Origin of the sequence: Streptomyces coeruleorubidus (assembly GCF_008705135.1) — a bacterium.
GTDB classification, from domain to species: Bacteria; Actinomycetota; Actinomycetes; order Streptomycetales; family Streptomycetaceae; genus Streptomyces; species Streptomyces coeruleofuscus.
In genome coordinates this window covers 3,706,435-3,732,490 of sequence record NZ_CP023694.1, presented here as the reverse complement: position 1 = coordinate 3,732,490, position 26,056 = coordinate 3,706,435, and the positions used below count along the sequence as shown (strand labels likewise).

The following is a 26,056-nucleotide window of genomic DNA, read 5'->3' as shown; positions in this document are numbered from 1 at the left end:
GCCTGTCACGAGCCGTTGACAGGCTCGATCGGCATGTAGGTACGCCGTACCCATCAGTACGACGACTCGAGTGCGGGACGAGAGCCATGTACGAGGAAGAACAGCGACCGGACCACGGGCCCCTGGCGGGTTTCACCGTGGGGGTGACGGCCGCGCGCCGGGCCGACGAGCTGGGCACGCTGCTCCAGCGGCGCGGAGCCGCCGTCATGCACGCCCCTGCCCTGCGGATCGTGCAGCTCGCCGACGACAGCGAGTTGCTGGGCGCGACGAAGGAGCTCATCCGCCAGGTGCCGGACATCGTGGTCGCCACGACCGCGATCGGTTTCCGGGGCTGGGTCGAGGCCGCCGACGGCTGGGGACTGGGCGACGATCTGCTGTCGCGGCTCGGCGGTGCACGGATCCTGGCGCGCGGCCCCAAGGTGAAGGGCGCGGTCCGGGCCGCCGGGCTGACGGAGGAGTGGTCGCCGTCGTCGGAGTCCATGGCGGAGGTGCTCGACCGGCTGCTGGAGGAGGGCGTCGACGGGCAGCGGATCGCGATCCAGCTGCACGGTGAGCCGCTGCCCGGGTTCGTGGAGGCGCTGCGGGAGGGCGGGGCCGAGGTCGTGGGCGTGCCCGTCTACCGGTGGATGCCTCCGGAGGACATCGCCCCGGTGGACCGCCTCCTGGACGCCACGGTCTCCCGGGGCGTGGACGCGCTGACCTTCACCAGCGCCCCGGCCGCGGCCTCCCTGCTCTCCCGGGCGGAGGAGCGCGGGATGCTTCCCGAGGTCCTGGAGGCCATGAGCCACGACGTACTGCCGGCCTGTGTCGGCCCGGTCACCGCCCTGCCGTTGCAGTCCCGCGGTATCGACACGATCCAGCCCGAACGCTTCCGGCTCGGCCCCCTCGTCCAGCTCCTGTGCAAGGAACTGCCCGGCCGGGCACGCGCGCTGCCGATCGCCGGGCACCGGGTGGAGATCCGCGGGCACGCCGTCCTGGTGGACGGCGACCTCAAGCCCGTACCGCCCGCCGGCATGTCCCTCCTGCGCGCCCTCTCCCGCCGCCCCGGCTGGGTGGTCGCCCGCGCGGAACTCCTCCGCGCCCTGCCCGGCTCCGGCCGCGACGAACACGCGGTCGAAACGGCCATGGCCCGCCTCCGCACGGCCCTCGGCACGCCGAAACTGATCCAGACGGTGGTCAAACGGGGCTACCGCCTCGCCCTGGACCCGGCAGCGGACACGAAGTACGCGGACGCGTGACCGCGTCCGCGAGTTGAGCGAAAAACCGCCACGCTGACGCCCGTGTACTGGTTGTACGCGGGCGTTCGAACCGGTGCGGCGGAGAGTGGTGCCGAGCGCCGCGGGGCCGGCGGGACTTTGCGGGCGCCCCCTAGGGGTTTCCGGCGTCGCGGTGGGCAGGCACTGTAAGAGGGAACGGTTTCCCAGCCCTCTCACTGGCACCCCGCCGAACCCCTCGCGACCGGGGTGCACCCTAGGCGGTGACAGGCACATGGCACTGGCTACGGCCACGACCCCGTACGAGCTGCGGTTCGATGCCGGGCGGATCTGCCTCGATCTGCTCTCCACCACGCATCCGGAGGAACGGCTGGACTCCGTGGACGTGCTGCGCGCCTGGATCACCGGCTCCGGACTCGTCCCGGCGGACACCGCCCTGGCCCACGCCGACGCCACCTGGCCTGCCGCCTTCCGTGAACTGCGCGGTCAGATCGACCGGTTGGTGCGCGGCTGGCCGGGATCCGGGGCCCGGGCCTACGACTTCGCGCTGGCGCGCATCAACGACCTCGCGCGTCCCGCGCCTCCCGCCCCGCGCGCCGTCCGCGGCTCGGACGGCGAGCTCGTACGGCAGTTGGACGGCCCGCCCGGCTGCCCCGCCCTGCTCGCGGCCGTCGCCCGGGACGCCGTGGACCTGCTGACCGACCCCGTCGCCCGCGCGGCCCTGCGCCAGTGCGAGGGCGACAACTGCCCGATCGTGTACCTCGACACGTCCCGGGGACGCAGGAGGCGCTGGTGCTCCAGCGAGGTCTGCGGGAACCGCGAACGGGTCGCCCGGCACCGCCGCCGCGCGGCACTCACCCGCGCTTAAGTCCCTTTTGCCCTTCACAGCAAGGCCGTTGGGTGGCTGCTACATTCAATTTCCCTGTCCTAAATGCGACTTCTGTGGACGCACCGTCGAAGTGATTTCGATTACACGTTGTTTACCTACGCCACCGTAGGGAAAGCCTGGCTTGATCTGGTCGATGTGGCGGAAATGTAAAGAACGCGGGGTGGGAATGTGCTCCCATGTCCCCCTCGTCACGTCACTTCGAAGAAATCTGTCACGCCTCTTTGAACACCCAACGGCTCGCATCCGTACGGCATGTGGAGCGACCGACTGGGGGAACCCCCGGACACCGGAGGTGGGCGTGCGCAAGGATTCCGTCGTGGCCAATGAACGTGCACCGAGGGCCCGACATCGCATGTCCCAGCCCTCGGAACCCGACGAGGAGCTGATGCGTGCGCTCTATCGCGAACACGCCGGACCCCTGCTTGCGTATGTCCTGCGCCTGGTTGCCGGAGACCGGCAGCGCGCCGAGGACGTCGTGCAGGAGACGCTCATCCGTGCCTGGAAGAACGCCGGACAGCTCAATCGAGCGACCGGATCGGTACGCCCCTGGCTGGTGACGGTCGCCCGGCGCATCGTCATCGACGGCCACCGCAGCCGGCAGGCCCGGCCGCAGGAGGTCGACCCGTCGCCGCTGGAGGTCATCCCCGCGGAGGACGAGATCGACAAGGCGCTGTGGCTGATGACTCTCTCGGACGCACTCGACGACCTGACCCCCGCTCACCGGGAGGTGCTCGTCGAGACGTATTTCAAGGGGCGTACGGTCAATGAGGCGGCCGAAACCCTGGGCATACCCAGCGGAACCGTCCGCTCCAGGGTGTTCTACGCCCTGCGTTCGATGAAGCTGGCACTGGAGGAGCGGGGGGTGACGGCGTGATGAGTGTTTACGGGGGTAACCAAGGGTTCGGTACGGGAGGCATGGGTATGTCTGGTCCCATGCAGGAATCTCCGGTGCCGAATGAGCACGAGACCGTCGGCGCCTACGCTCTCGGCATCCTCGACGACGCCGAAGCAACCGCTTTCGAAGCCCACCTGGCCACCTGTGAATGGTGCGCCCAGCAGCTCGACGAGCTGGCCGGCATGGAGCCGATGCTCGCCGCCCTGGCCGACCTGCCCGGATCGGGCACACCCGCGATCGGCGAGTCGCTGTCCGCGAAGCCCCGGCCGCGCCTGGTGGAGAAGCTGGTCGACGAGGTCGCCGACCGCCGGGCCCAGAAGCGCCGCCGGAGTTTCTACATGGTGGCCGCGGCCGGTGCGCTGATCATCGGCGGCCCCTTCGTCGCGGTCGCGACGAACGGCGGCGGTGACGGCGGCGGCGCGGAGAACCGCCCGCTCGCCGCGAGCCCCGCCAAGGAAGCCTTCGACGGCATCTCCGACAAGATCACGGCCACCGACCCCAACACCAAGGTCTCCGCGACCGTCGCCGTACAGAAGAAGGACTGGGGCACCGGCACCGTCCTGGAGCTGAAGAACCTCAAGGGCCCGCTCAAGTGCGCCCTCGTCGCGGTCGGCAAGAACGGCGAGCGGGAGACCCTCGCCTCCTGGTCCGTCCCGGAATGGGGCTACGGCCTGCCGGACGCCAAGTCCGAGAAGGCCAAGGAGCCGCTGTACGTCCAGGGCGGTGCCGCCTTCGAGCCGAACCAGATCGATCACTTCGAGGTAGTGACCTTCGACGGCAAGCGGCTGGTCGAGGTCGACGCGTAGCCTTACCGGGTCCCCTTCGCGTACGGTGGACGGCTGCCCAGCACGTCAGAAGGGGACCCGGTGGCCGCTCAGGCTCAGCAGGAAACCGCGCTCGACTCCCTGAGAGACAGAGAGATCGGCGTCGAACAGGAACACCTGGACCGGGTGTACCGGCGCCTCGAGGAGAAGATCCACGAGGCCGAGTTCCTCATGAACGACGCGGCCCAGCGCGGCCAGGTCGGCACCCCCGGCGCGCTCGCCGAGCGGGACGCCCAGGTCTTCCGGGCCGGCATACACCTCAGCCGGCTGAACAACGAGTTCGAGGACTTCCTCTTCGGCCGCATCGACCTGCTGCGCGGCAAGGACGGCAAGAAGGGCCCCGACGGCGCGTACACCGCCGTCGAGCCCGCCGAGGGCGTGATCCGTGAGGACAACACCGCCGATATCGCCGAGACGCTGCACATCGGCCGCATCGGCGTCCTCGACCAGGACTACGCCCCGCTGGTGATCGACTGGCGGGCACCGGCCGCCGCCCCCTTCTACCGGTCGACGCCCGTGGACCCCGGCCGGGTCGTCCGCCGCCGTGTCATCCGCTCCAAGGGACGCAGGGTGCTCGGCGTCGAAGACGACCTGATGCGCCCCGAGCTGACGGCCTTCCTCGACGGCCACGAACTGCCCGTCATCGGCGACGGCGCCCTGATGGCCGCGCTCGGCCAGGCCCGCAGCCACACCATGCGCGACATCGTCGCCTCCATCCAGGCCGAGCAGGACCTGGTCATCCGCGCCCCCGCCGCCTCCGTGACCTACGTCGAGGGCGGCCCCGGCACCGGCAAGACCGCCGTCGCCCTGCACCGCGCGGCCTACCTCCTCTACCAGGACCGCCGCCGGTACGCCGGCGGCATCCTGATCGTCTCGCCGACCCCGCTGCTCGTCGCCTACACCGAGGGCGTGCTGCCCTCCCTCGGCGAGGAGGGCCAGGTCGCCATCCGCGCCATCGGCTCCCTCGTCGACGGCGCCGAGGCCACGCTCTACGACTCCCCGTCCGTGGCCCGCGCCAAGGGCTCGTCCCGCATGCTCAAGGTGCTGCGCAAGGCCGCGCGCGGAGCCCTGGAGCTGAACGATTCACCGGCCCGGCTGCGCGTGGTCGCCTTCGGCCGCCGCCTGGAGCTGGAGGCCGAGCAACTGGCGGACATCCGCCGCGCCGCCCTCGGCGGCACCGCCCCCGTGAACCTGCTGCGCCCCCGTGCCCGCAAGCTGCTCCTGGACGCCCTGTGGGAGCAGTCCGGCGCGGCCGGCCGCCACACCGACCCGGAGCTCGCCGCCGAGCTGCGCTCCTCCTTCGACGAGGACATCACCTCCGAGGACAGCTTCCTCACCTTCCTCGACGCCTGGTGGCCCGAGCTGACCCCGGCGGCGGTCCTGGACGCCATGGCCGACGAGCGGCGCCTCGGCCGCTGGGCCCGGCGGATCCTCAACCCCGGAGAGATCCGTAAGGTCGCCCGCTCCCTCAAGCGCGAGGGCCGCTCCGTGCACGACATCGCGATGCTCGACGAGCTCCAGGCGATCCTCGGCGCCCCGGCCCGCCCCCGCAAGAGGCGAGAACTCGACCCGCTGGACCAGCTCACCGGCCTGGAGGAGCTGATGCCGGTGCGCGAGGAGTCGCAGCGCGAGCGCGCCGAGCGCCTCGCGCAGGAGCGCACGGAGTACGCGCACGTCATCGTCGACGAGGCCCAGGACCTCACCCCGATGCAGTGGCGCATGGTCGGCCGCCGTGGCCGGCACGCCACCTGGACGGTCGTCGGCGACCCGGCCCAGTCCTCCTGGTCCGACCCGGACGAGGCCGCCCAGGCCCGCGACGAGGCCCTCGGCACCCGCCCGCGCCGCCGCTTCGAGCTCACCGTGAACTACCGCAACCCGGCCGAGATCGCCGAGCTCGCCTCGAAGGTGCTGGCCCTCGCCATGCCGGGCTCCGCCTCCCCGAAGGCGGTCCGCTCCACCGGCGTCGAGCCCCGCTTCACGGTCGTGGACGACACGTTGGCCGAAACCGTACGCGCCGAGGCGGCCCGGCTGCTGGAGCGCGTGGACGGCACGGTGGGCGTGGTCGTCGCCATGCAGCGCCGCGAGGAGGCCCGCCGCTGGCTCGCCGGGCTCGGCGACCGGGTCGTGGCACTCGGCAGCCTGGAGGCGAAGGGCCTGGAGTACGACGCGACGGTCGTGGTCTCCCCGGCGGAGATCGCCGACGAGTCCCCGGCCGGACTGCGCGTGCTCTACGTCGCACTGACCCGGGCCACTCAGCAGCTCACGGTCGTCTCGGCCGAACGGGACGAGCCCGACGCGACGGGAGTACCGGACCTGCTCAGGGACTGATCCGTCCTCTCGGACCCACCTTTTGGACGGACCGCGCCCGGATACCCACTTGTCGGCGAAATGAACTCCCGGTACGGGAATGGCCTTACGGGATCTGTTTGTTAGCCTGGACGTGGCACCGGCTCGATCCAAGCCCCCGGGCCCAACCATCGTCGCTACGAGCGACCACTTGCCGCGAGGCGAGCATGGCGGGTCGGTGCCACCTACTTCATAAGAGACCCACGTCCCTACGTGACGTGGGTCTCTTTTTGCTGGCCTGTTCCGCGAACAAAACGTTCGCAATCGAGGGTGGCTACCTGCTACTCAGCGGTAGGTGCGACGATCGGACGGCACAACTCAGCGTCAGGTGAAAGCAGAGGAAGTCGGCCATGGCAACGGCGCCCAGCGTCTCCTACTCGATGACGGTCCGGCTGGAGGTGCCCGCGAGCGGAACCGCCGTCTCGCAGCTCACCACCGCCGTGGAGTCCTCCGGAGGCTCGGTGACCGGCCTCGACGTCACCGCTTCCGGTCACGAGAAGCTCCGTATCGACGTCACCATCGCGGCCTCGTCGACCGCGCACGCGGACGAGATCGTCGAGGAACTCCGCGGCATCGAGGGCGTCACGCTGGGCAAGGTCTCGGACCGGACCTTCCTCATGCACCTCGGCGGCAAGATCGAGATGGCGTCGAAGCACCCCATCCGCAACCGTGACGACCTGTCCATGGTCTACACGCCGGGTGTCGCCCGCGTCTGCATGGCGATCGCCGAGAACCCCGAGGACGCCCGCCGCCTCACCATCAAGCGCAACTCCGTTGCGGTCGTGACGGACGGTTCCGCCGTGCTGGGCCTGGGCAACATCGGCCCGAAGGCCGCGCTGCCCGTCATGGAGGGCAAGGCGGCCCTCTTCAAGCGGTTCGCCGGTATCGACGCCTGGCCGATCTGCCTCGACACCCAGGACACCGACGCGATCGTCGAGATCGTCAAGGCGATCGCCCCGGGCTTCGCCGGCATCAACCTGGAGGACATCTCCGCCCCCCGCTGCTTCGAGATCGAGGCCCGGCTGCGCGAGGCCCTCGACATCCCCGTCTTCCACGACGACCAGCACGGCACCGCGATCGTCGTCCTCGCCGCCCTCACGAACGCACTTCGCGTCGCGGGCAAGGCGATCGAGAACATCCGCGTCGTCATGTCCGGCGCCGGCGCGGCCGGTACGGCCATCCTGAAACTGCTGATCGCCGCGGGCGTCAAGAACGCCGTCGTCGCCGACATCCACGGCGTCGTGCACGCGGACCGCGAGGACCTGGTGGACGCCGCCCCGGACTCGGCGCTGCGCTGGATCGCCGACAACACCAACCCCGAGGGCCTGACCGGCACCCTCAAGGAGGCCGTGCGCGGCGCCGACGTCTTCATCGGCGTCTCGGCCCCGAACGTCCTCGACGGCGACGACGTGGCCGCCATGGCCGAGGGTGCCATCGTGTTCGCGCTCGCGAACCCGGACCCCGAGGTCGACCCTGCAATCGCCCGCCAGACCGCGGCCGTTGTGGCCACCGGCCGTTCCGACTTCCCGAACCAGATCAACAACGTGCTGGTCTTCCCGGGTGTCTTCCGCGGCCTGCTGGACGCCCAGTCCCGCACGGTCAACACCGAGATGATGCTGGCCGCCGCGACCGCCCTGGCGGACGTGGTGACCGAGGACGAGCTGAACCCGAACTACATCATCCCGAGCGTCTTCAACGACAAGGTCGCGGGCGCGGTCGCCGGAGCGGTCCGGGAGGCCGCGAAGGCCGCCGGCGCGACGGTGAGCAGCTCGTCCGGCGTCTGAGGACGAGGCGCTCGACCCGCAGTGAGGTCCGGGGGCACCGGCCCCCGGACTGTGAGGATCCCCACGGCAACCCGGAAAACGGCGCGTCGAGGGACCACTGTCAGCGGCGGACCCCTATCGTGGCGGCCAGGCTCAGGCCCTCTTTTCGTGTGACTCCCCAAGGGTGTTCTCACGACTCCGCCGGGTGCCGGATTGGCTTTCCCGCCGCAGGTAGAGGCAGGATGCCTCCCTGGGCGCGAGGGTCTGACGACGGACCCGGGTCCGGGGACTCATGGAGGACCCTGGCAGCATCGGCTTCGATCTGACGCCTCAACGGCAAGATGAACACGGGAGTAACAACATGAACCGCAGTGAGCTGGTGGCCGCGCTGGCCGACCGCGCCGAGGTGACCCGCAAGGACGCCGACGCCGTGCTGGCCGCGTTCGCCGACGTGGTCGGCGACATCGTCTCCAAGGGGGACGAGAAGGTCACCATCCCCGGCTTCCTGACCTTCGAGCGCACCCACCGTGCCGCTCGCACCGCCCGCAACCCGCAGACCGGCGAGCCGATCCAGATTCCGGCTGGCTACAGCGTGAAGGTCTCCGCGGGCTCCAAGCTCAAGGAAGCGGCCAAGGGTAAGTGACCTGGTCGTCCGTGCGTCTGAGGACGTACGAGGCACAGTGACACCAAAGGGGCGGCCACCCGATCCGGGTGGCCGCCCCTTTGGGCTTCACTGCGTGTACTGACTTCGGGGGCTACCCGAGCGCCTTGCCCGGCAGCTCGACCTTCGCGCCCAGCTCCATGAGCTTCTCCATGCTGTGTCTTCCCGGGGGATAACCCCCGGACCCCCAGCCGGGCGGGCGTTGCTCCGGGGCCGGGATCAGCCGAGCGCCTTGCCCGGCAGCTCGACCTTCGCGCCCAGCTCCATGAGCTTCTCCATGAAGTTCTCGTAGCCGCGGTTGATGAGGCCGATGCCGTGGACGCGGGACGTGCCCTGGGCCGCCAGCGCCGCGATGAGGTACGAGAAGCCGCCGCGGAGGTCGGGGATGACCAGATCGGCGCCCTGGAGCTTGGTGGGGCCGGAGACGACGGCCGAGTGGAGGAAGTTGCGCTGGCCGAAGCGGCAGTCGGAGCCGCCCAGGCACTCGCGGTAGAGCTGGATGTGAGCGCCCATCTGGTTCAGGGCGGAGGTGAAGCCGAGGCGGGACTCGTAGACCGTCTCGTGGATGATGGACAGGCCCGTGGCCTGGGTCAGGGCCACCACCAGCGGCTGCTGCCAGTCGGTCTGGAAGCCGGGGTGGACGTCCGTCTCCAGCGCGATGGACTTCAGCTGGCCGCCGGGGTGCCAGAAGCGGATGCCCTCGTCGTCGATCTCGAAGGCCCCGCCCACCTTCCGGTAGGTGTTCAGGAACGTCATCATCGAGCGCTGCTGGGCGCCACGGACGTAGATGTTGCCCTCGGTCGCCAGCGCGGCGGACGCCCAGGACGCGGCCTCCAGGCGGTCGGACAGGGCGTGGTGGGTGTAGCCGCCGAGTTTGTCGACACCGGTGACGCGGATGGTCCGGTCGGTGTCCATCGCGATGATGGCGCCCATCTTCTGAAGGACGCAGATCAGGTCCTCGATCTCCGGCTCGACAGCCGCGTTCGAGAGCTCGGTGACACCCTCGGCGAGCACCGCCGTCAGCAGCACCTGCTCGGTCGCGCCCACGGACGGGTACGGCAGCCTGATCTTCGTACCCCGCAGCCGCTGCGGGGCCTCCAGGTACTGCCCGTCCGCCCGCTTCTCGATCCGCGCGCCGAACTGCCGCAGCACGTCGAAGTGGAAGTCGATGGGCCGGCCGCCGATGTCGCAGCCGCCGAGGCCCGGGATGAACGCGTGGCCGAGGCGGTGCAGAAGGGGGCCGCAGAACAGGATCGGGATACGGCTCGAACCCGCATGGGCATCGATGTCAGCGACGTTCGCGCTCTCCACGCGCGTCGGATCCATCACCAGTTCGCCGGGTGCGTCCCCCGGACGGACCGTCACACCGTGCAGCTGCAACAGACCCCGTACGACCCGTACGTCACGGATGTCCGGAACATTGCGGAGGCGGCTCGGGGCGCTGCCCAGCAGCGCTGCCACCATGGCCTTCGGTACGAGGTTCTTCGCACCGCGGACACGGATCTCGCCCTCCAGCGGGGTTCCGCCGTGGACAAGCAGGACATCGTCGTTGACGGTCATGAATCTCGCGTTCCGTGGAGTCGGGCAGGGGCCAGGAGGGAAAGGGTAATCGCCCTCCACCCCCCTTCCGTAAGCCTGAATCAGACCCAGCCACGTCATAGCTCTGTCACAACACGAACCGTTCCGTGCCGGGCACATGGGGTCACCGTCACATCCGTGCGCGACAAACGCACCAGTGCGCCCTGAGCTGCGTTCCCTCCCGTACCCGCATTGCCTCCCCACGGAAAGGGAAGATGCGGGATCATGTCTGGCATGACCGAGGTGTCCTCGCTCACAGGGCGGTTGCTCGTGGCCACGCCCGCCCTGGCGGACCCGAACTTCGACCACGCGGTGGTGCTGCTCCTCGACCACGACGAGGAGGGCTCTCTCGGTGTCGTCCTGAATCGCCCCACCCCGGTGGACGTGGGCGACATCCTGGAGGGCTGGGGGGATCTCGCCGGTGAACCCGGCGTCGTCTTCCAGGGCGGCCCGGTGTCGCTGGACTCGGCCCTCGGGGTCGCCGTCGTTCCCGGCGGCGCGTCCGGGGAGGCCGCACCGCTGGGCTGGCGCAGGGTGCACGGGGCGATCGGTCTGGTCGACCTGGAGGCACCGCCGGAACTGCTGGCCTCTGCTCTCGGCTCGCTGCGGATCTTCGCCGGGTACGCCGGCTGGGGCCCGGGCCAGCTGGAGGACGAGCTGGTGGACGGCGCGTGGTACGTCGTCGAGTCGGAGCCCGGCGACGTCTCCTCGCCGTTCCCGGAGAGGCTCTGGCGCGAGGTGCTGCGCCGCCAGCGCAACGAGCTGGCGATGGTGGCGACGTACCCGGACGACCCTTCGCTCAACTGATGTCTGTGAGCTTCAGTACCCTTGGGCCTATGAGCACTCTCGAGCCCGAGCGCGGGACTGGTACGGGGACCCTCGTAGAGCCGACGCCGCAGACCTCCCACGGTGACGGTGACCACGAGCGCTTCGCCCACTACGTCCAGAAGGACAAGATCATGGCGAGCGCCCTCGACGGCACCCCCGTCGTGGCGCTGTGCGGCAAGGTCTGGGTGCCGGGCCGCGACCCGAAGAAGTACCCGGTGTGTCCCATGTGCAAGGAGATCTACGAGTCCATGAGCTCCGGCGACGACGACAAGGGCAAGGGCGACAAGTAGTCCCGGTCTGCGCGGCGTAAAGCCTCCAGGGTGCGTTTTGCGCGCCCTGGAGGCTTTTGTGCTGTTCGGGCGTTGCGCAGGATGCGTCAGCCGGTCACAGAGTGGTTGAGACCTCTTGTGGGCGTGTTCATGCAGTCCCTAGCCTCCGAGGTGTTGTGCACAGCGAAACCTTCATTGCGCATGTTGCAACACTCCCTCGGAGGAGCACTCCATGAAGCTGTCCGTCCGATGTGCCGGGCTCACCGCCCTCGCCGCTCTCCTCGCCACCGCCTGCGCCCCCCAGACCGCCACGAACTCCTCCTCCGACAAGGACGAGAAGACCGGCACGCTCCGCGTGTGGCTCTTCCAGGAGGTCGGCAACACCCCCAAGGAGAAGGTCGTCGACTCGGTCGTCGCCGCCTTCGAGAAGGCCCACAAGGGCACCGAGGTCGACGTCGAGTACATCCCGATCGACACCCGCGCCCAGCGCGTCAAGGCCGCCTTCAACGACCCCGCCTCCGCTCCCGACGTGATGGAGTACGGCAACACCGACACGGCCGGCTATGTGAAGGACGGCGGACTCCTCGACGTCACGAAGGAGTTCGGTGACTGGAGCGAGGCGAAGGACACCGACCCGACGGCCAAGCAGTCGGTGACGGTCGACGGCAAGGTCTACGGCGCCCCCTTCTACGTCGGCGTCCGCGCGCTGTACTACCGCACGGACGTCTTCGAGGAACTCGGCCTGTCCACCCCGAAGACGATGGACGAACTGGCCTCCACCGCCCGCGAGATACGGGCCGCGAAGCCCGACCTCTACGGGCTCGTCGTCGGCGGCGCCTACACCTACGGCGCGATGCCGTTCGTCTGGGCCAACGGCGGTGAGCTCGCGAGCGGCAAGGGCGGTTCGTACGCCTCCGGCATCGACAGCCCGCAGGCGCAGAAGGGCATCAAGGCGTACACGACCCTCTTCGGCGACGACAACTGTCCGGCCGCCAAGTGCGCGGGCATGGGCGGCAACGACACGATCTCCGCGTTCGCCGCGGGCAAGGCCGGGATGGCGATCGGCGGCGACTTCAGCCACACCGCAGTCGAGGCCGGGAAGGTCAAGGGCAAGTACGCCGTCGTCCCGCTGCCGGGTGTGAAGTCCGGCTCGATCGCACCGGCCTTCGCGGGCGGCAACAACATCGGCGTCCTGAAGAGCACGTCCCACCGCACGCTCGCGGTCGAGCTGATGGAACAGCTCGCCTCGAAGAAGACCCAGACCGAACTCTTCGAGGCGATGGGCTTCCTGCCGACCTTCACGGACGTACGGCAGGACGTCGCGTCGAAGGAGCCGTTCGTGCAGCCCTTCGTGCGGACCCTCTCGGCCGGCACCAAGTTCGTCCCGGCCTCACCCGCCTGGGCCCAGATCGACTCCTCGCTCGTCCTGCCCACGATGTTCCAGGAGATCATCAGCGGCAAGAAGGACGTGCCCGCGGCCTCCGAGGACGCGGCGAAGAAGATGAACACCGCGTTCGGCTCCGCGGGGTGAGCCGGGTGAACGACCGGGGGGAAGCGGCGGGCGCCGACTTCGCGGGGAGTGTCCCTGCGGGAGCCGATCCGGCCAAGGCTGTCCCTGCCGGAGCCGCCTCCGACGGGAAGGCCCCCGCAGGAGTCGCCCCGGTTGGCGTTGCCCCCGCGGGAGAAGCGCGTGGTACGACCGGTAGGCGTCCCTCGTCCGTTCCTGGGAGCGGCACCTCGTCACTCGTGGCCAGAAGCGGGGCGGGCGGGGACGGTTCCCGTGGGGGCCGGGCCGGGCATGGCGGTGGTTCGCCGGGGCGGAATTCGGTCAAGGGCATCCGCGGGACGCGGGGTGCGGGCGGTGCCTCACCGCTCGCGGCCGGTGGGTGGACGCCCTGGCTGTATCTCGCGCCCGCGCTGGTCGTGCTCGGGGGGCTGCTCGTCTACCCCATCTACCAGCTCGGCCTGATCTCGTTCTTCGAGTACACGCAGGCACAGGTCAGCGGAGGGGAACCGACCGCGTTCCGGGGGTTCGCGAACTACGCCGAGCTGTTCGGGGACCCGCAGTTCTGGCAGGTGCTGCTCGCCACCGTGCTGTTCGCGGCCGCCTGTGTCGTCTCCACGCTCGCGGTCGGCTGTGCCCTCGCCGTGCTGCTCACGCGCGTACGGGCCGTACCGCGGCTCGCGCTGATGCTGGCCGCCCTGGGCGCGTGGGCGACACCGGCGGTGACCGGCTCCACGGTCTGGCTGTTCCTCTTCGACCCGGACTTCGGCCCGGTGAACCGGATGCTGGGCCTCGGCGACCACTCGTGGACGTACGGGCGTCTCAGCGCCTTCTTCCTCGTCCTGCTCGAAGTGGTGTGGTGCTCCTTCCCGTTCGTGATGGTGACCGTGTACGCGGGGATTCGCGCCGTACCGGTCGAAGTGCTGGAGGCCGCCGCCCTGGACGGTGCCTCGCAGTGGCGCATCTGGCGATCCGTACTCGCCCCGATCCTCCGGCCGATCCTGGTCGTCGTCACCATCCAGTCGGTCATCTGGGACTTCAAGGTCTTCACCCAGATCTACGTCATGACGGGCGGCGGCGGCATCGCGGGCCAGAACCTCGTCCTGAACGTCTACGCCTACCAGCAGGCCTTCGCGTCCTCGCGGTACAGCCTCGGCTCCGCGATCGGCGTCGTGATGCTGCTGATCCTGCTCGCCGTCACGCTCGTGTACCTGCGGCTGCTGCGCCGGCAGGGGGAGGAACTGTGAACCCGCTTCGCGTTCGTGTGCGCCGCCCGGGGCGGCTGGCCGCCGAGGCCTCGGCCCTGCTGGTCGCGGTCGTCGTCGCCTTTCCCCTGTACTGGATGGTGCTCGGCGCCTTCAAACCGGCCGGGGAGATCGAGTCGAGCGAGCCCCGGCCGTGGACTCTCGCGCCTTCTCTGGACTCCTTCCAACGCGTCTTCGGGCAGCAGGAATTCGGCCGTTACTTCCTCAACAGCCTCGTCGTCGCGGGCTGTGTGGTGATCGCCTCCGCGCTCATCGCGTTTCTCGCCGCGACCGCCGTGACACGATTCCGGTTCCGCCTCCGGACCACCTTGCTGATCATGTTTCTGGTGGCCCAGATGGTGCCGGTCGAGGCCCTGACGATCCCCCTCTTCTTCCTCATGCGGGACTTCGGCCAGCTGAACACCCTGGGCTCGCTGATCCTGCCCCACATCGCCTTCTCGCTGCCCTTCGCGATCTGGATGCTGCGGGGGTTCGTGAAAGCCGTTCCGGAGGCGCTGGAGGAGGCCGCCTACATCGACGGGGCGAGCCGGGCGCGATTCCTGTGGCAGATCCTTTTCCCGCTGGTCCTGCCGGGGCTCGTGGCCACCAGCGTGTTTTCCTTCATCTCCGCCTGGAACGACTTCCTCTTCGCCAAGTCGTTCATCATCAGTGACACTTCCCAGTCGACGCTGCCGATGGCGCTGCTGGTCTTCTACAAGCCCGACGACCCGGACTGGGGCGGCGTCATGGCCGCCTCCACGGTGATGACGATTCCGGTCCTGGTCTTCTTCGTACTCGTACAGCGGCGCCTGGTCTCCGGACTGGGCGGAGCGGTGAAGGACTGACGTGACTCCTCCGAACACGGACGTGATTCCGGCTCCCCTGAGCGTCGAGACGGGGGACGGACAGGGCTTCCTCCTCGACGCGGGCACCGGGATCGAGGCGGGCCCCGGGACCGAGCAGGTCGCGCGGTGGCTGCGCGCGACCGTCGGCGCGGCGACCGGTCTGCCGCTGGACCCGCACACCGGCGACGCCCGCCGCGTCCGGCTGGGCATCCTGCCCGCCCTGGGCGGACCGGAGGCGTACCGCCTCACGGCCGACGCCGAGCGCGTCCTCATCGAAGGGGCGAGTCCGGCGGGCCTGTTCTGGGGCGCCCAGACCTTCCGTCAGCTGCTCGGCCCCGATGCCTTTCGCCGTGCGCCGGTGACCCGCCGCCAGGAATGGGAGGTGCCCGCCGTCGCCATCCACGACGCGCCCCGATTCCGCTGGCGCGGCCTCATGCTCGACGTCGCCCGGCACTTCATGCCCAAGGAAGGCGTCCTGCGCTATCTCGATCTGATGGCCGCGCACAAACTCAACGTCTTCCACTTCCATCTGACGGACGACCAGGGCTGGCGCATCCGGATCGAGCGGCATCCACGACTGACGGAGATCGGCTCCTGGCGCGCGCGGACGAAAACCGGCCACCGGGCCTCGCCGTTGTGGGAGGAGAAGCCGCACGGCGGCTACTACACCCAGGACGACATCCGGGAGATCGTCGCCTACGCCGCCGAGCGGCATATCACCGTCGTCCCCGAAATCGACGTACCCGGCCACTCGCAGGCCGCCATCGCCGCTTACCCGGAACTCGGCAACACCGACGTCATCGACACGGACGCCCTGCCGGTCTGGGACACCTGGGGAATCAACCCGAACGTACTCGCCCCCACCGACACCACCCTGCGCTTCTACGAGGGCGTCTTCGAGGAAGTGCTGGAGCTGTTCCCGTCGGAGTTCGTCCACGTCGGCGGCGACGAATGCCCCAAGGACCAGTGGCGGCGGTCCGGGACGGCCCAGGCACGCATCAGGGAACTCGGCCTCGCGGACGAGGACGAGCTCCAGTCCTGGTTCATCGGGCACTTCGACGCGTGGCTCGCCGCGCGCGGGCGCCGGCTGATCGGCTGGGACGAGATCCTGGAGGGCGGGCTGGCGAAGGGCGCGGCCGTGTCCTCCTGGCGCGGCTACGCCGGGGGCATCGCCGCCGCCCGGGCCGGCCACGACGTCGTCATGTGCCCCGAGCAGCAGGTGTATCTGGACCACCGTCAGGCCCCGGGCCCCGACGAGCCGGTACCGATCGGGTGGGTGCGCACCCTGGAGGACGTCTACCGGTTCGAGCCCGTGCCACCGGAGTTGACGCCCGAGGAGGCCCGGCACGTGCTGGGCACCCAGGCCAACGTATGGACCGAGGTGATGGAGGACCACGCACGGGTGGACTACCAGACCTTCCCCCGGCTCGCGGCATTCGCCGAGGTCGCCTGGAGCGACCTGCCCGCCCCGGCGGAACGGGACTTCACCGCCTTCGAGCACCGTATGGCCGCCCACTACCGGCGTCTCGACGCCCTCGGCGTCGCCTACCGGCCACCCGCCGGCCCGCTGCCCTGGCAGCGGCGCCCCGGGGTGCTGGGCCGCCCGAAGGACGGACCGCCGCCCAGCCGGTAACACCGGGCCCGTCCCTACCGAACAGCTCGAACAAGCCACGGAAAAAGCGCACAAGGGTCACCGAAAGTGCCAATCCCCACGCACTGGCGAACCCAGGCGAAAACGGACCATCTCCCCGGCGAGGTGGGCGAATGCCTCCTAGCGGACCCGTGTCTTCGGCTCTCGCCAAGATGTGCCAGAGTTGCCACGTCCGCCCTGTCAGCACGTACCGTACGGCAGCACAGGTGGGACCAGGTGGGGCAGCGGGAAGGGGCAGCCGGTTTGACCACGCACGCACCGCAGGCGGCGCAGGCCGTCACGCTGCCCACGACGCTGGACGAGGCCGTCGCGGCACTCACCGCCGTGCCCGCCGCCGTGCCCGTCGCGGGCGGCACCGACCTGATGGCCGCCGTCAACTCCGGACAGCTCAGGCCCGCCGCGCTGGTGGGACTCGGCCGGATCAGCGAGATCCGCGGCTGGCAGTACCTCGACGGTCACGCACTGCTCGGCGCGGGTCTCACGCACGCGCGCATGGGCCGCCCCGACTTCGCGGCCCTGATCCCGGCGCTCGCCGCCGCCGCGCGCGCCGCGGGTCCGCCGCACATCCGCAACGCGGGCACCCTGGGCGGCAACATCGCCTCGGCCGCCCCCACCGGGGACGCGCTGCCGGTGCTGGCCGCCCTGGAGGCGACACTGATCATCGCGGGCCCGGGCGGAGCCCGCCGGGAGATCCCGGTGTCGCACCTGCTGGCCGGGATGGACATGCTGCGCGCCGGCGAACTCATCGGCTACGTGCGCGTGCCGCTGCTGCACGCCCCGCAGGTCTTCCTGAAGGCGACCGGCCGTACCGGCCCGGGGCGCGCGGTGGCATCCGTGGCCCTGGTCCTGGATCCCGCACGCCGGGGTGTGCGCTGCGCGGTGGGCGCCATAGCGCCGATGCCGCTGCGGCCCCTGGAGGCCGAGCAGTGGGTCGGCAGCCTCATCGACTGGGACAACAACCGCGCGCTCGTGCCGGAGGCGCTGAGTGCCTTCGGCGAGTACGTCGCCGCGGCCTGCATCCCCGACGCGGCGCCGGCCGAGGACGGCTCGGTCGCACAGCTTCCGCCCGCCGTACTGCACCTGCGGCGCACCGTCGCCGCGCTGGCCCGACGAGCACTGGGGAGGGCGCTGTCGTGACCGACGACCAGCACGGAGAGGGCACGCCCCGAGGCGGGAGCCGCTGGGACCCACTGCCCCAGGGCGAGTACGACGACGGCGCCACCGCCTTCGTCGAACTCCCCGAAGGGGGCGTCGACGCACTGCTGGCCGCCGACAGCCCCCTCGCCGCGCCCGGCCACGGCTACGTGCCGCCGCAGATAACGGTCGACCCCGCCACGACCGCCGGAACCGACCCGGCGGCCCCGGGCGCGTGGCCGGTCCCCGGCGCGCCCGTCGACGGCGCCCGGTGGCACGACCCGCACGCGGCGCACCAGCAGCCGGGACACGACACGGGGGAGCGGTCGTACGGCTCCCAGGCGCCGTACGGATCCGGCACGCCGTACGGCTCCGACGCGGGGGCCGCGCGGCACGGCGAGGACGACCGCTTCACGTACAACCCGGGAGCCACCGGGCAGTGGAATTTCGAGGACGCCTCGGGGGCGGAGTCCGCACCCGGCCATGACGTGACCGGGCAGTGGTCCATCCCCGTCGCCGGGGGCGACCTTCCGGACGAGTCGGGCGAGTTCACCACGTCCTCGCTGGTCGAGCAGTGGGGCGGCACCCCGCCGCCCACGCTGCCGGGCGGTGCGCCCGCGCCGTGGGCGACACAGGCGACGGGCCGGCCGTGGGGGCAGCAGGACGCGGCGGGGCAGGAGCAGTCCGGGTCGGGCTATCCGCACGGACACGAGCAGGACGGCGGGCACGGACACGGGCAGCCGCCGGCCGCCGGACCGGCCTCCGGGTACGCACCGGATCCGGCCGCGCAGCGCGCCCACGCCCCGGAGCAGCCCCCGGCCGGGCCCATGCCGCAGGAGGCGGACCCGTCGGCTGGTCACGTGCCGCAGCAGCCGGAGGGGGCCGGGCAGGTGCCGGAGCCGTCCGGCTTCGCCGGTCATGAGCCGGAGTCGTCCGAATTCGGTGGCCATGGGCCGAAGTCGCAGGGATTCGGTGGCCACGGGCCGGAGATGCCCGGCGCCGGTCACGCACCCCAGCCGTCCGACGGAGCCGACCATGGGCAGGAGCCGCCGGCATTCGCCGACCACGGGTCGGAGTCGCACGGCGTGCCAGGCCACGGCTCGGAGCCGCACGGCTTCACGGACCACGGTTCGGAGTCGCACGGCGCGCCCGGCCACGGCTCGGAGCCGCACGCCTTCACCGACCACCGCCCGGAGCCGTCTGCCTTCACCGAGCACGGGTCGGCCTCACAGGGCTTCACGGACCACGGCCCGGATCAGTCCGCCTTCTCGGACCACGGCCCGGATCCGCACGGTGTACCCGGCCAGGGCCCCGAGCCGCACGACGTAGCCGGACCGGATCCGCACGGCTTCACGGACCACGGCCCGGATCAGTCCGCCTTCACCGGTCACGGCCCGGGGCCGCACGACGCGGACCAGCCGCACGACGCGGACCACTACGGCTCGGAGCCGCACGCCTTCACGGACCACCACGGCCCGGAGCCCTCCGGCTCGCCCGGCCACGCGCAGGAGCCGTCGGGCCGCGTCGGTGAGCCGACCGGGCACCCCGGTGCCACCGACGACGCACCCGAGCACGCCGAGCACCCCGGGTCAGCCGCGCACGCCCCCGAACAGGCCGCGTCCCCCCAGCCGTACCCCGAGGCCCCGGGGGAGTCCCCCCGCGAGCCCGCGCCGGAGGCGCACGCGGAAGCCACCGCGCCCCCGCAGAGCGCCCAGGAAGTCTCACAGGACGCTCACGGCCCCGGTGAGGCCGCCGAGGACGCCCCAGAGGCCGCAGAGGGCGCTGACGCCCCTGCCGAGCAGTCCACCGGGCCCGTCCCGGCCGAGGCGAGTCCGGACAACGCCGGACCGGAGGACGCCGACGGCGAGACCCCGGACGACCCGGCAGCGCAGGACCACTCCGGCGTCACGCACGACCCGGCCGGCCCCCAGGGCGAGGCCTCCCGGGACGCGTCCTCCACGGCCCCGCAGGAGGAACACCCCCTCGCCTCCTTCGTCCTGCGCGTCAACGGCACCGACCGCCCGGTCACCGACGCGTGGATCGGCGAGTCCCTGCTGTACGTGCTGCGCGAGCGGCTCGGACTCGCCGGCGCCAAGGACGGCTGCTCGCAGGGCGAATGCGGCGCGTGCAACGTCCAGGTCGACGGGCGGCTCGTCGCGTCCTGCCTGGTCCCCGCCGTGACCGCCGCCGGCAGCGAGGTCCGTACCGTCGAGGGCCTGGCCGAGGACGGGCAGCCGTCGGACGTGCAGCGGGCGCTCGCGCGCTGCGGCGCCGTGCAGTGCGGTTTCTGCGTGCCCGGCATGGCGATGACCGTGCACGACCTCCTGGAGGGCAACCCGGCGCCCACCGAGCTGGAGACCCGCCAGGCGCTGTGCGGCAACCTGTGCCGCTGCTCCGGCTACCGGGGCGTGGTGGACGCCGTACAGGAGGTCGTCGCCGAACGCGAGGCGCACTCCGCGCCCGCCGACGGCGCCACCGACGAGGCCCGTATCCCGCACCAGGCGGGCCCGGGCGCCGGCGGCGTCCACGCGTCGGCCTTCGGCTCGCCCCCGGAACCGCACACTCCAGACCCTCATGACCAGCCCTACGGCCAGGACGGAGGCCCCGCGTGAGCAACGAAGCAGCCACCGCGCAGGCCGCACAGGCCGCGGAGGCCGCCCCCGCCCCCGAACCGCTGCCGCACGGCCTGGGCGCCTCCCTCCCGCCCGCAGACGCCCGCGCCAAGACGGAGGGCACCTTCCCGTACGCCGCCGACCTGTGGGCCGAGGGCCTGCTGTGGGCGGCCGTACTGCGCTCACCGCACCCGCACGCGCGCATCGTGTCCATCGACACCACCCACGCGCGCGAGATGCCCGGCGTACGCGCCGTCGTCACCCACGAGGACGTCCCCGGCAGCCCGTTGCACGGCCGCGGCACGGCCGACCGCCCGTTCTTCGCCTCCGAGGTGGTACGCCACCACGGCGAGCCCATCGCCGCCGTCGCCGCCGACCACCCGGACACCGCGCGGATGGCCGCCGCCGCCGTCATCGTCGAGTACGAGGTGCTCGACCCGGTGACCGACCCGGAGCAGGCGTTCGAGGCGGAGCCGCTGCACCCCGACGGCAACCTGATCCGGCACATCCCGCTGCGCCACGGCGACCCGGATGCGGCCGGCGAGATCGTCGTCGAGGGCCTGTACCGCATCGGCCGCCAGGACCCCGCGCCCATCGGCGCCGAGGCGGGCCTGGCCGTACCGCGCCCGGACGGCGGTGTGGAGCTGTACCTCGCCTCCACCGACCCGCACGCCGACCGCGACACGGCCGCCGCCGCCTTCGGCCTGGAACCCGAACGGGTCAAGGTCGTCGTCACCGGTGTCCCCGGCGCCACGGCCGACCGCGAGGACCAGAGCTTCCAGCTCCCGCTCGGCCTGCTGGCGCTGCGGACCGGCTGCCCGGTGAAACTCGCGGCCACGCGCGAGGAGTCCTTCCTCGGGCACACCCACCGGCACCCCACCCTGCTGCGCTACCGCCACCACGCCGACGCCGAGGGAAGACTCGTGAAGGTGGAGGCGCAGATCCTGCTCGACGCGGGCGCCTACGCCGACACCTCCGCCGACGCCCTGGCCGCCGCCGTCGCGTTCGCCTGCGGCCCGTACGTCGTCCCGAACGCCTTCATCGAGGGCTGGGCCGTCCGCACCAACAACCCCCCGTCCGGCCACGTACGCGGCGAAGGCGCCATGCAGGTGTGTGCCGCCTACGAGGCGCAGATGGACAAGATCGCCAAGAAGCTCGGCATCGACCCGGCCGAGGTGCGGCTGCGCAACGCGATGGCGACGGGCGACGTGCTCCCGACCGGCCAGACGGTGACCTGCCCGGCCCCCGTCGCCGAACTGCTCCAGGCCGTGCGGGACTTCCCGCTGCCGCCGCTGCCCAAGGACACGCCCGAGGAGGAGTGGCTGCTGCCCGGCGGCCCCGAGGGCGCGGGCGAACCGGGCGCGGTGCGCCGGGGCGTGGGCTACGGCGTGGGCATGGTGCACATGCTCGGCGCCGAGGGCGCGGACGAGGTCTCCACGGCGACCGTGAAGGTCCACGACGGTGTGGCGACGGTACTGTGCGCGGCCGTCGAGACCGGCCAGGGCTTCACGACCCTGGCCCGGCAGATCGTGCAGGAGACGCTCGGCATAGACGAGGTGCACGTGGCGCCCGTCGACACCGACCAGCCCCCGGCGGGCGCCGGCTGCCGGGGTCGGCACACCTGGGTGTCGGGAGGCGCGGTGGAGCGCGCGGCCAAGATGGTCCGCACGCAGCTCCTCCAGCCGCTCGCCCACAAGTTCGGCATGTCCACGGAGCTGCTCCAGATCACCGACGGCAAGATCACGTCGTACGACGGAGTCCTCTCGACGACCGTCACCGAGGCGCTGGACGGCAAGGAACTGTGGGCGACCGCCCAGTGCCGCCCGCACCCGACCGAACCGCTGAACGAGGCAGGCCAGGGCGACGCCTTCGTCGGCATGGCCTTCTGCGCGATCCGCGCGGTGGTGGACGTCGACATCGAGCTCGGTTCCGTGCGGGTCGTGGAACTGGCCGTCGCCCAGGACGTGGGCCGGGTCCTGAACCCCACCCAGCTGGCCGCCCGGATCGAGGCGGGCGTGACCCAGGGCCTGGGCATCGCGCTGACCGAGAACCTGCGCACCCCGCGCGGTCTGATCCGCCACCCGGACCTGACCGGTTACGCCCTCCCGACGGCCCTCGACGCGCCCGACATCCGCATCGTCAGGCTGGTCGAGGAACGGGACGTGGTCGCCCCCTTCGGGGCGAAGGCGGTCAGCGCGGTGCCGGTGGTGACGTCCCCGGCGGCCATCGCGTCCGCCGTACGGGCCGCCACGGGCCGCCCCGTGAACCGGCTGCCGATCCGCCCGCAGGCCGCGGTGGTCACGGAACGGTCCTGATGCCCGTTCCGGACGGGGTCGTCCTGGTCACCGGAGTGATGGCGGCCGGCAAGTCGACCGTCGCCCAGGCGCTGGCGGAGACCCTGCCGCGGGCCGCGCACGTCCGCGGTGACGTGTTCCGGCGCATGATCGTGTCCGGCCGGGAGGAATACGTCCCCGGCGCCGGGGACGAGGCCGAGGCCCAGCTCCGGCTCCGGTACCGCCTGTCGGCGGCGACGGCGGACGCGTACGCCGAGGCCGGGTTCACGGCGGTCGTGCAGGACGTGGTGCTGGCTGTGGCTGGACACCTCGGAGCTGACGGTGGAACAGACCGTGGAGGCGATTCTCGCGGAAAGGGAACGCGCGAGGGTGGTCTGAGCGTCTGCTGAGGTGGACGCGCCCTCGCCGGGCGCGTCGCTGTTCCGGGGCGTTGTCAGTGGTGGGGCGTACTGTTCTGGGCAGTGGGGGACGGCTGCCGGGCCTGGCCGGGCGGTCCGCCGTGCTCCGCCAGGGGACGGTGAGCAAGCACATGCGGGGGAGCCCATGAGTACGACCGACGCCGCTTCCGCGGTGATCACCCTGACCGAGTCCGAACTGGACCCGTGGGTGACGCACGCGTCGACGCGGCACTGGCTGACCGGGCCCGGACTGCCGGGCGACAGCGGCGTGCTGAGCTTCGCCGAGCTGGACCGGGAGGGTCTGCGCACGGTGGCGGACTCGACGGGCGGCCCGGAGGACCGGTTGTCGGCGGAGTTGCGCGAGCAGCTCGTGATAGGCGGACTGCTCGGCCCCGGAGGCCTGGAGACGGAGTCCGTCCTGCTGGACGGCGCGACGGGCGAGATCTCGACGACGTACGTCCTGCACGACCGTCCCGACCTGATGGACCGCCGCCCGCTGGCGCCCTCGCTGCGGACACTGGTCCGCTTCGCCGAGGCGACGGACGAACTGGCGGGCCTGCGGGGCCAGTTCGCCTCCTACGCGGGCCGCTTCGGCCCGAAGGCGGTGGCGGAGGCCTCCCAGCACCTGCTGGCGGTGTTCCGGGACGGGACGGACGGCGAGCCGGCCCCGTTCTGGAAGATGGCGGCCCTGATCCGTCCGCTCTCCCTGATCGCGGGCCGGGGCGGCACATCCGGCCTGTCCCTGGACCTCCCGCACCGCCTCCTGGACCAGGAGTTCGGTCCCGGCAAGGTGGCCCGCTTCGAGGACGTCGACTTCCCCGCGACCCTCACGCACGAGCCGACCCGCCGCTTCCTGCGCGAGGTGGGCCTGCCGGAGGACGCCCACGTCTTCTCCCTGGACACGGACGTCCCCCTGGCGACGCTCGCGGAGTACTACGCCGACACGGACGGCCGGACGGAACTCCCCTCCGGCGCCCACCGCCTGATACGCCTCGGCCACCTCGTCGAGGACAACAGCCTGGTCGTCGACGGCGCGACGGGCGCGGTCCTGAACTGGTGCGAGCCCGAGGCGACGCTGTACCCGCTGAACACGGACGTGTCGACCCTGGCCTTCACCCTCTGGCTGCTGCACCGCGAGCGCGCGATCGACGCCCAGTCGGACCACGAGCTGACGACCGACACCTACGACCAGCTGGCCATGACGATGCTCCAGGTCCTGTCGGCGGTCGACCCGACGGGCGTCACGGCGGGCACCTCGGGCCGCCACTACTGGACGGACGCGTTCCAGGACGAGGCGGGCGGGGTGCTGTAGGAGCGGGGCCCCACCCGACTGCTCCCGTTGCGCCCTGATTGCGCCCTGGCCGACTCCCGAACGCACGCACATGCTCGGTCCATGGGGGATACAGCCGAGTCGAGCATCATCCCGTTACCCGACCCCGACGGACACCGGCAGCGGCCACCGGGCGCGCCGCAGCCATGGGAGAAGACCGACCGGGCCCAGGCCGCGATGGAAGGCGCCACCGGCCCTGAGCCGCCCGCCCCACCCGTCTGTCCCAACTGCGGGCTCGTCGGTGACCGGCGCGTCACCTACTACGGCTGGCACGTCCTCCTCGAACCGGACATGCCGGTGCCCGCGCACATGGTGCCCGCCTGGCACCGCTGGTACCTGGACTCCAACGGGACGGCCTGGAACAGCCGCGAGGACGAGCCCGCGCCCGGCGCCGTGTGCCGTGTACCGCACCGGATCGCCTGTCCCGGGCTGCGGCTGGAGGAGATCGGTCTCTGGCGGTGGCTGGACGCCGTACGTGCGGAGAACGCGCGCCGGGCGTGGCGAAAGGCAGAGGAGGAAGCGGGTCCGGGAGCGTTTCCCGATGCCGGCTAGTGCCGCCGCCTGCGCGCGGGCTGCCCCCTCCCGTGGAAGATCCCCGAGAGGGCGAATAGGCTGGTCGCAGGGGGCGTCGTGGTTCGATCCGAGGAGCCTCCCATGACCAGGAAAAGAAACGGCGCCTGGCGGGCGACGGGAGTTGTCACCGCACTCGCCACGGCCGCTGCGATCGCCTCCGTCGCCCCGGCCCAGGCTCAGTCCACCGCTCAACTGTCCGCGTGGGTCAGCGACGGCTGGGGCGGCGGAACCATCACCAGCCAGCCCGCCGGGATCAACTGCCACCAGTCGGCGTGGGACCCGTACGCGACCAACGACCCGCAGCCGAACCCGACCGGCACCTGCACCGCGAGCTTCGAAGTCGGCACGACGGTCACCTTCACCGCCACACCCGACCAGGGGTCCCACGTCAATCAGGGCCCCGCACCGAATCCCGTGACCGTGCGAACGGGCTACAACTACACGTGGGTCTTGTTCTGCCCGAACGACGGTCTGTGCTCCGCAGGCTAGCGACAGAGTGGTCCTCCGGCTCAGGACAGCACGCGGTACGTCAGGTGTGTGACCTGGGTCGCCGGGCGGGACTTCACCTGTTCCAGTTTCAGCGGTGGGACGTCCTCGAACAGGCGCGTGCCGGCGCCGAGGGTGAACGGCACGATGTGCAGCCGCAGTTCGTCGATCAGGCCGGCGGTGAGGTACTGGTTGATGGTGGTCGCGCCGCCGAGGACCAGGACGTCGCCGTCGCCGGCCGCGGTCCGGGCCTGGGCCAGTGCCGACGCGATTCCGTCGGTGACGAAGTGGTACGTGGTGCCGCCGTCCATCGGCTGCGGCTCGCGCGGGTGGTGGGTGAGTACGAACACCGGCGCGTGGAACGGCGGATTGCCGCCCCACCAGCCGTTCCACTGACGGTCCCACTCGCCGCGCACGGGGCCGAACATGTTGCGGCCCATGATGAATGCTCCGGCGGCGGCCAACTGGTCGATCTCGGCCCGGTTCTCGTCGGGGGTGTCGAACATCCAGGCGTGCAGCCTGTCGCCCGTGCCGTCGCCGCCGTCGTCGCCGAACGGGCGTTCCTCGGTCTGGTCGAGCCCCGCGGAGTAGCCGTCCGCCGAGATCGTGATGTCGCAGATCACTCTGCCCGTTCGTTCGGTCATCGTTCTCTCCTCCTCGTAGCGATCTCCGTCGCCTTCGGGGTGAGCTTCCTGCCAAGCGTCAGCAGGAACAAGGA

Annotated in this window: 21 protein-coding genes and 1 pseudogene; 20 read left to right on the top strand and 2 right to left on the bottom strand. The window is 71.4% G+C overall.

Going from position 1 to position 26,056, the window contains the following annotated elements:
- Positions 1-86 precede the first annotated feature (86 nt).
- The 7 genes from CP976_RS17220 to CP976_RS17190 all read left to right on the top strand — a co-directional run bounded on the left by CP976_RS17220 (position 87) and on the right by CP976_RS17190 (position 8,574).
- A complete protein-coding gene (locus CP976_RS17220; protein ID WP_150481178.1) occupies positions 87-1,238 on the top strand; it encodes a uroporphyrinogen-III synthase in 1,152 nt (383 codons plus the stop codon).
- Between the two features lie 250 nt (positions 1,239-1,488).
- On the top strand, positions 1,489-2,082 hold the full coding sequence (locus CP976_RS17215) for a CGNR zinc finger domain-containing protein (protein ID WP_150481177.1): 594 nt from the start codon (positions 1,489-1,491) through the stop codon (positions 2,080-2,082).
- 373 nt (positions 2,083-2,455) lie between these two features.
- Positions 2,456-2,977: a sigma-70 family RNA polymerase sigma factor gene (locus CP976_RS17210; RefSeq protein ID WP_010039908.1), complete on the top strand. Its 522-nt coding sequence runs from the start codon at positions 2,456-2,458 to the stop codon at positions 2,975-2,977.
- A complete protein-coding gene (locus tag CP976_RS17205) occupies positions 2,977-3,804 on the top strand; it encodes an anti-sigma factor family protein (protein WP_280117470.1) in 828 nt (275 codons plus the stop codon). Before CP976_RS17210 ends, CP976_RS17205 begins: the two co-directional genes overlap by 1 nt.
- Positions 3,805-3,864: 60 nt before the next feature.
- Positions 3,865-6,150 carry a HelD family protein gene (locus tag CP976_RS17200; protein ID WP_150481175.1) on the top strand — a complete coding sequence of 762 codons (2,286 nt, stop codon included), beginning with the start codon at positions 3,865-3,867 and terminating at the stop codon, positions 6,148-6,150.
- 368 nt (positions 6,151-6,518) lie between these two features.
- The gene (locus tag CP976_RS17195) at positions 6,519-7,952 is read left to right on the top strand and encodes an NAD-dependent malic enzyme (protein ID WP_150481174.1); all 1,434 of its coding nucleotides are present in this window, start codon (positions 6,519-6,521) and stop codon (positions 7,950-7,952) included.
- Between the two features lie 340 nt (positions 7,953-8,292).
- The gene (locus tag CP976_RS17190; protein WP_003990598.1) at positions 8,293-8,574 is read left to right on the top strand and encodes an HU family DNA-binding protein; all 282 of its coding nucleotides are present in this window, start codon (positions 8,293-8,295) and stop codon (positions 8,572-8,574) included.
- Positions 8,575-8,811: 237 nt separating this feature from the next.
- Here the strand turns inward: CP976_RS17190 and murA are convergent, their stop codons facing one another.
- Positions 8,812-10,152 (bottom strand): UDP-N-acetylglucosamine 1-carboxyvinyltransferase, encoded by a 1,341-nt coding sequence (gene murA / locus CP976_RS17185; protein ID WP_150481173.1) that lies wholly within the window; start codon positions 10,150-10,152, stop codon positions 8,812-8,814.
- Between the two features lie 252 nt (positions 10,153-10,404).
- On the opposite strand from murA, the gene CP976_RS17180 reads away from it, so the two are divergent.
- The 13 genes and pseudogenes from CP976_RS17180 (at position 10,405) to CP976_RS17120 (ending at position 25,341) form a co-directional block, all read left to right on the top strand.
- Positions 10,405-10,977 carry a YqgE/AlgH family protein gene (locus tag CP976_RS17180; RefSeq protein WP_167537351.1) on the top strand — a complete coding sequence of 191 codons (573 nt, stop codon included), beginning with the start codon at positions 10,405-10,407 and terminating at the stop codon, positions 10,975-10,977.
- Between the two features lie 29 nt (positions 10,978-11,006).
- Complete coding sequence (locus CP976_RS17175; protein WP_003990595.1) at positions 11,007-11,288, top strand: DUF3039 domain-containing protein; 282 nt, start codon at positions 11,007-11,009, stop codon at positions 11,286-11,288.
- A gap of 211 nt (positions 11,289-11,499) precedes the next feature.
- Positions 11,500-12,798, top strand: a complete 1,299-nt coding sequence (locus CP976_RS17170) for an extracellular solute-binding protein (protein WP_150481171.1) — start codon at positions 11,500-11,502, stop codon at positions 12,796-12,798.
- 305 nt (positions 12,799-13,103) lie between these two features.
- Positions 13,104-14,018: a carbohydrate ABC transporter permease gene (locus tag CP976_RS17165; protein ID WP_229875256.1), complete on the top strand. Its 915-nt coding sequence runs from the start codon at positions 13,104-13,106 to the stop codon at positions 14,016-14,018.
- Entirely contained in the window at positions 14,015-14,860 is an 846-nt protein-coding gene (locus CP976_RS17160) for a carbohydrate ABC transporter permease (RefSeq protein WP_150481169.1), read from the top strand. The genes CP976_RS17165 and CP976_RS17160 overlap by 4 nt, the downstream gene beginning before the upstream one ends.
- Position 14,861: 1 nt before the next feature.
- On the top strand, positions 14,862-16,493 hold the full coding sequence (locus CP976_RS17155) for a beta-N-acetylhexosaminidase (protein ID WP_150481168.1): 1,632 nt from the start codon (positions 14,862-14,864) through the stop codon (positions 16,491-16,493).
- Positions 16,494-16,754: 261 nt separating this feature from the next.
- Entirely contained in the window at positions 16,755-17,648 is an 894-nt protein-coding gene (locus tag CP976_RS17150; protein WP_086850970.1) for an FAD binding domain-containing protein, read from the top strand.
- Positions 17,645-20,257, top strand: coding sequence for a 2Fe-2S iron-sulfur cluster-binding protein (locus CP976_RS17145; protein WP_150481167.1), 2,613 nt, complete (start codon positions 17,645-17,647; stop codon positions 20,255-20,257). The genes CP976_RS17150 and CP976_RS17145 overlap by 4 nt, the downstream gene beginning before the upstream one ends.
- Entirely contained in the window at positions 20,254-22,572 is a 2,319-nt protein-coding gene (locus tag CP976_RS17140) for a xanthine dehydrogenase family protein molybdopterin-binding subunit (RefSeq protein WP_150481166.1), read from the top strand. Before CP976_RS17145 ends, CP976_RS17140 begins: the two co-directional genes overlap by 4 nt.
- Positions 22,572-22,844: pseudogene (locus CP976_RS17135) on the top strand (AAA family ATPase); the annotation flags it as partial. The gene CP976_RS17140 and the pseudogene CP976_RS17135, both read left to right, overlap by 1 nt.
- A gap of 250 nt (positions 22,845-23,094) precedes the next feature.
- Positions 23,095-24,261, top strand: a complete 1,167-nt coding sequence (locus tag CP976_RS17130) for an SUKH-4 family immunity protein (RefSeq protein ID WP_150481165.1) — start codon at positions 23,095-23,097, stop codon at positions 24,259-24,261.
- Between the two features lie 81 nt (positions 24,262-24,342).
- Complete coding sequence (locus tag CP976_RS17125) at positions 24,343-24,831, top strand: DUF6083 domain-containing protein (RefSeq protein WP_150481164.1); 489 nt, start codon at positions 24,343-24,345, stop codon at positions 24,829-24,831.
- Between the two features lie 102 nt (positions 24,832-24,933).
- Complete coding sequence (locus CP976_RS17120; RefSeq protein ID WP_150481163.1) at positions 24,934-25,341, top strand: hypothetical protein; 408 nt, start codon at positions 24,934-24,936, stop codon at positions 25,339-25,341.
- A gap of 20 nt (positions 25,342-25,361) precedes the next feature.
- On the opposite strand, the gene CP976_RS17115 is transcribed toward CP976_RS17120, so the two are convergent.
- Positions 25,362-25,982 (bottom strand): dihydrofolate reductase family protein, encoded by a 621-nt coding sequence (locus tag CP976_RS17115; RefSeq protein WP_150481162.1) that lies wholly within the window; start codon positions 25,980-25,982, stop codon positions 25,362-25,364.
- Positions 25,983-26,056 lie beyond the last annotated feature (74 nt).

Coding starts and splice junctions, on each gene's coding strand:
- CP976_RS17130 (WP_150481165.1), top strand. CDS start 23,095: ATGAGTACGACCGACGCCGCTTCCGCGGTGATCACCCTGACCGAGTCC.
- murA (WP_150481173.1), bottom strand. CDS start 10,152: ATGACCGTCAACGACGATGTCCTGCTTGTCCACGGCGGAACCCCGCTG.
- CP976_RS17180 (WP_167537351.1), top strand. CDS start 10,405: ATGACCGAGGTGTCCTCGCTCACAGGGCGGTTGCTCGTGGCCACGCCC.
- CP976_RS17215 (WP_150481177.1), top strand. CDS start 1,489: ATGGCACTGGCTACGGCCACGACCCCGTACGAGCTGCGGTTCGATGCC.
- CP976_RS17190 (WP_003990598.1), top strand. CDS start 8,293: ATGAACCGCAGTGAGCTGGTGGCCGCGCTGGCCGACCGCGCCGAGGTG.
- CP976_RS17170 (WP_150481171.1), top strand. CDS start 11,500: ATGAAGCTGTCCGTCCGATGTGCCGGGCTCACCGCCCTCGCCGCTCTC.
- CP976_RS17125 (WP_150481164.1), top strand. CDS start 24,343: ATGGGGGATACAGCCGAGTCGAGCATCATCCCGTTACCCGACCCCGAC.
- CP976_RS17220 (WP_150481178.1), top strand. CDS start 87: ATGTACGAGGAAGAACAGCGACCGGACCACGGGCCCCTGGCGGGTTTC.
- CP976_RS17210 (WP_010039908.1), top strand. CDS start 2,456: ATGTCCCAGCCCTCGGAACCCGACGAGGAGCTGATGCGTGCGCTCTAT.
- CP976_RS17205 (WP_280117470.1), top strand. CDS start 2,977: ATGAGTGTTTACGGGGGTAACCAAGGGTTCGGTACGGGAGGCATGGGT.
- CP976_RS17120 (WP_150481163.1), top strand. CDS start 24,934: ATGACCAGGAAAAGAAACGGCGCCTGGCGGGCGACGGGAGTTGTCACC.
- CP976_RS17195 (WP_150481174.1), top strand. CDS start 6,519: ATGGCAACGGCGCCCAGCGTCTCCTACTCGATGACGGTCCGGCTGGAG.
- CP976_RS17115 (WP_150481162.1), bottom strand. CDS start 25,982: ATGACCGAACGAACGGGCAGAGTGATCTGCGACATCACGATCTCGGCG.
- CP976_RS17175 (WP_003990595.1), top strand. CDS start 11,007: ATGAGCACTCTCGAGCCCGAGCGCGGGACTGGTACGGGGACCCTCGTA.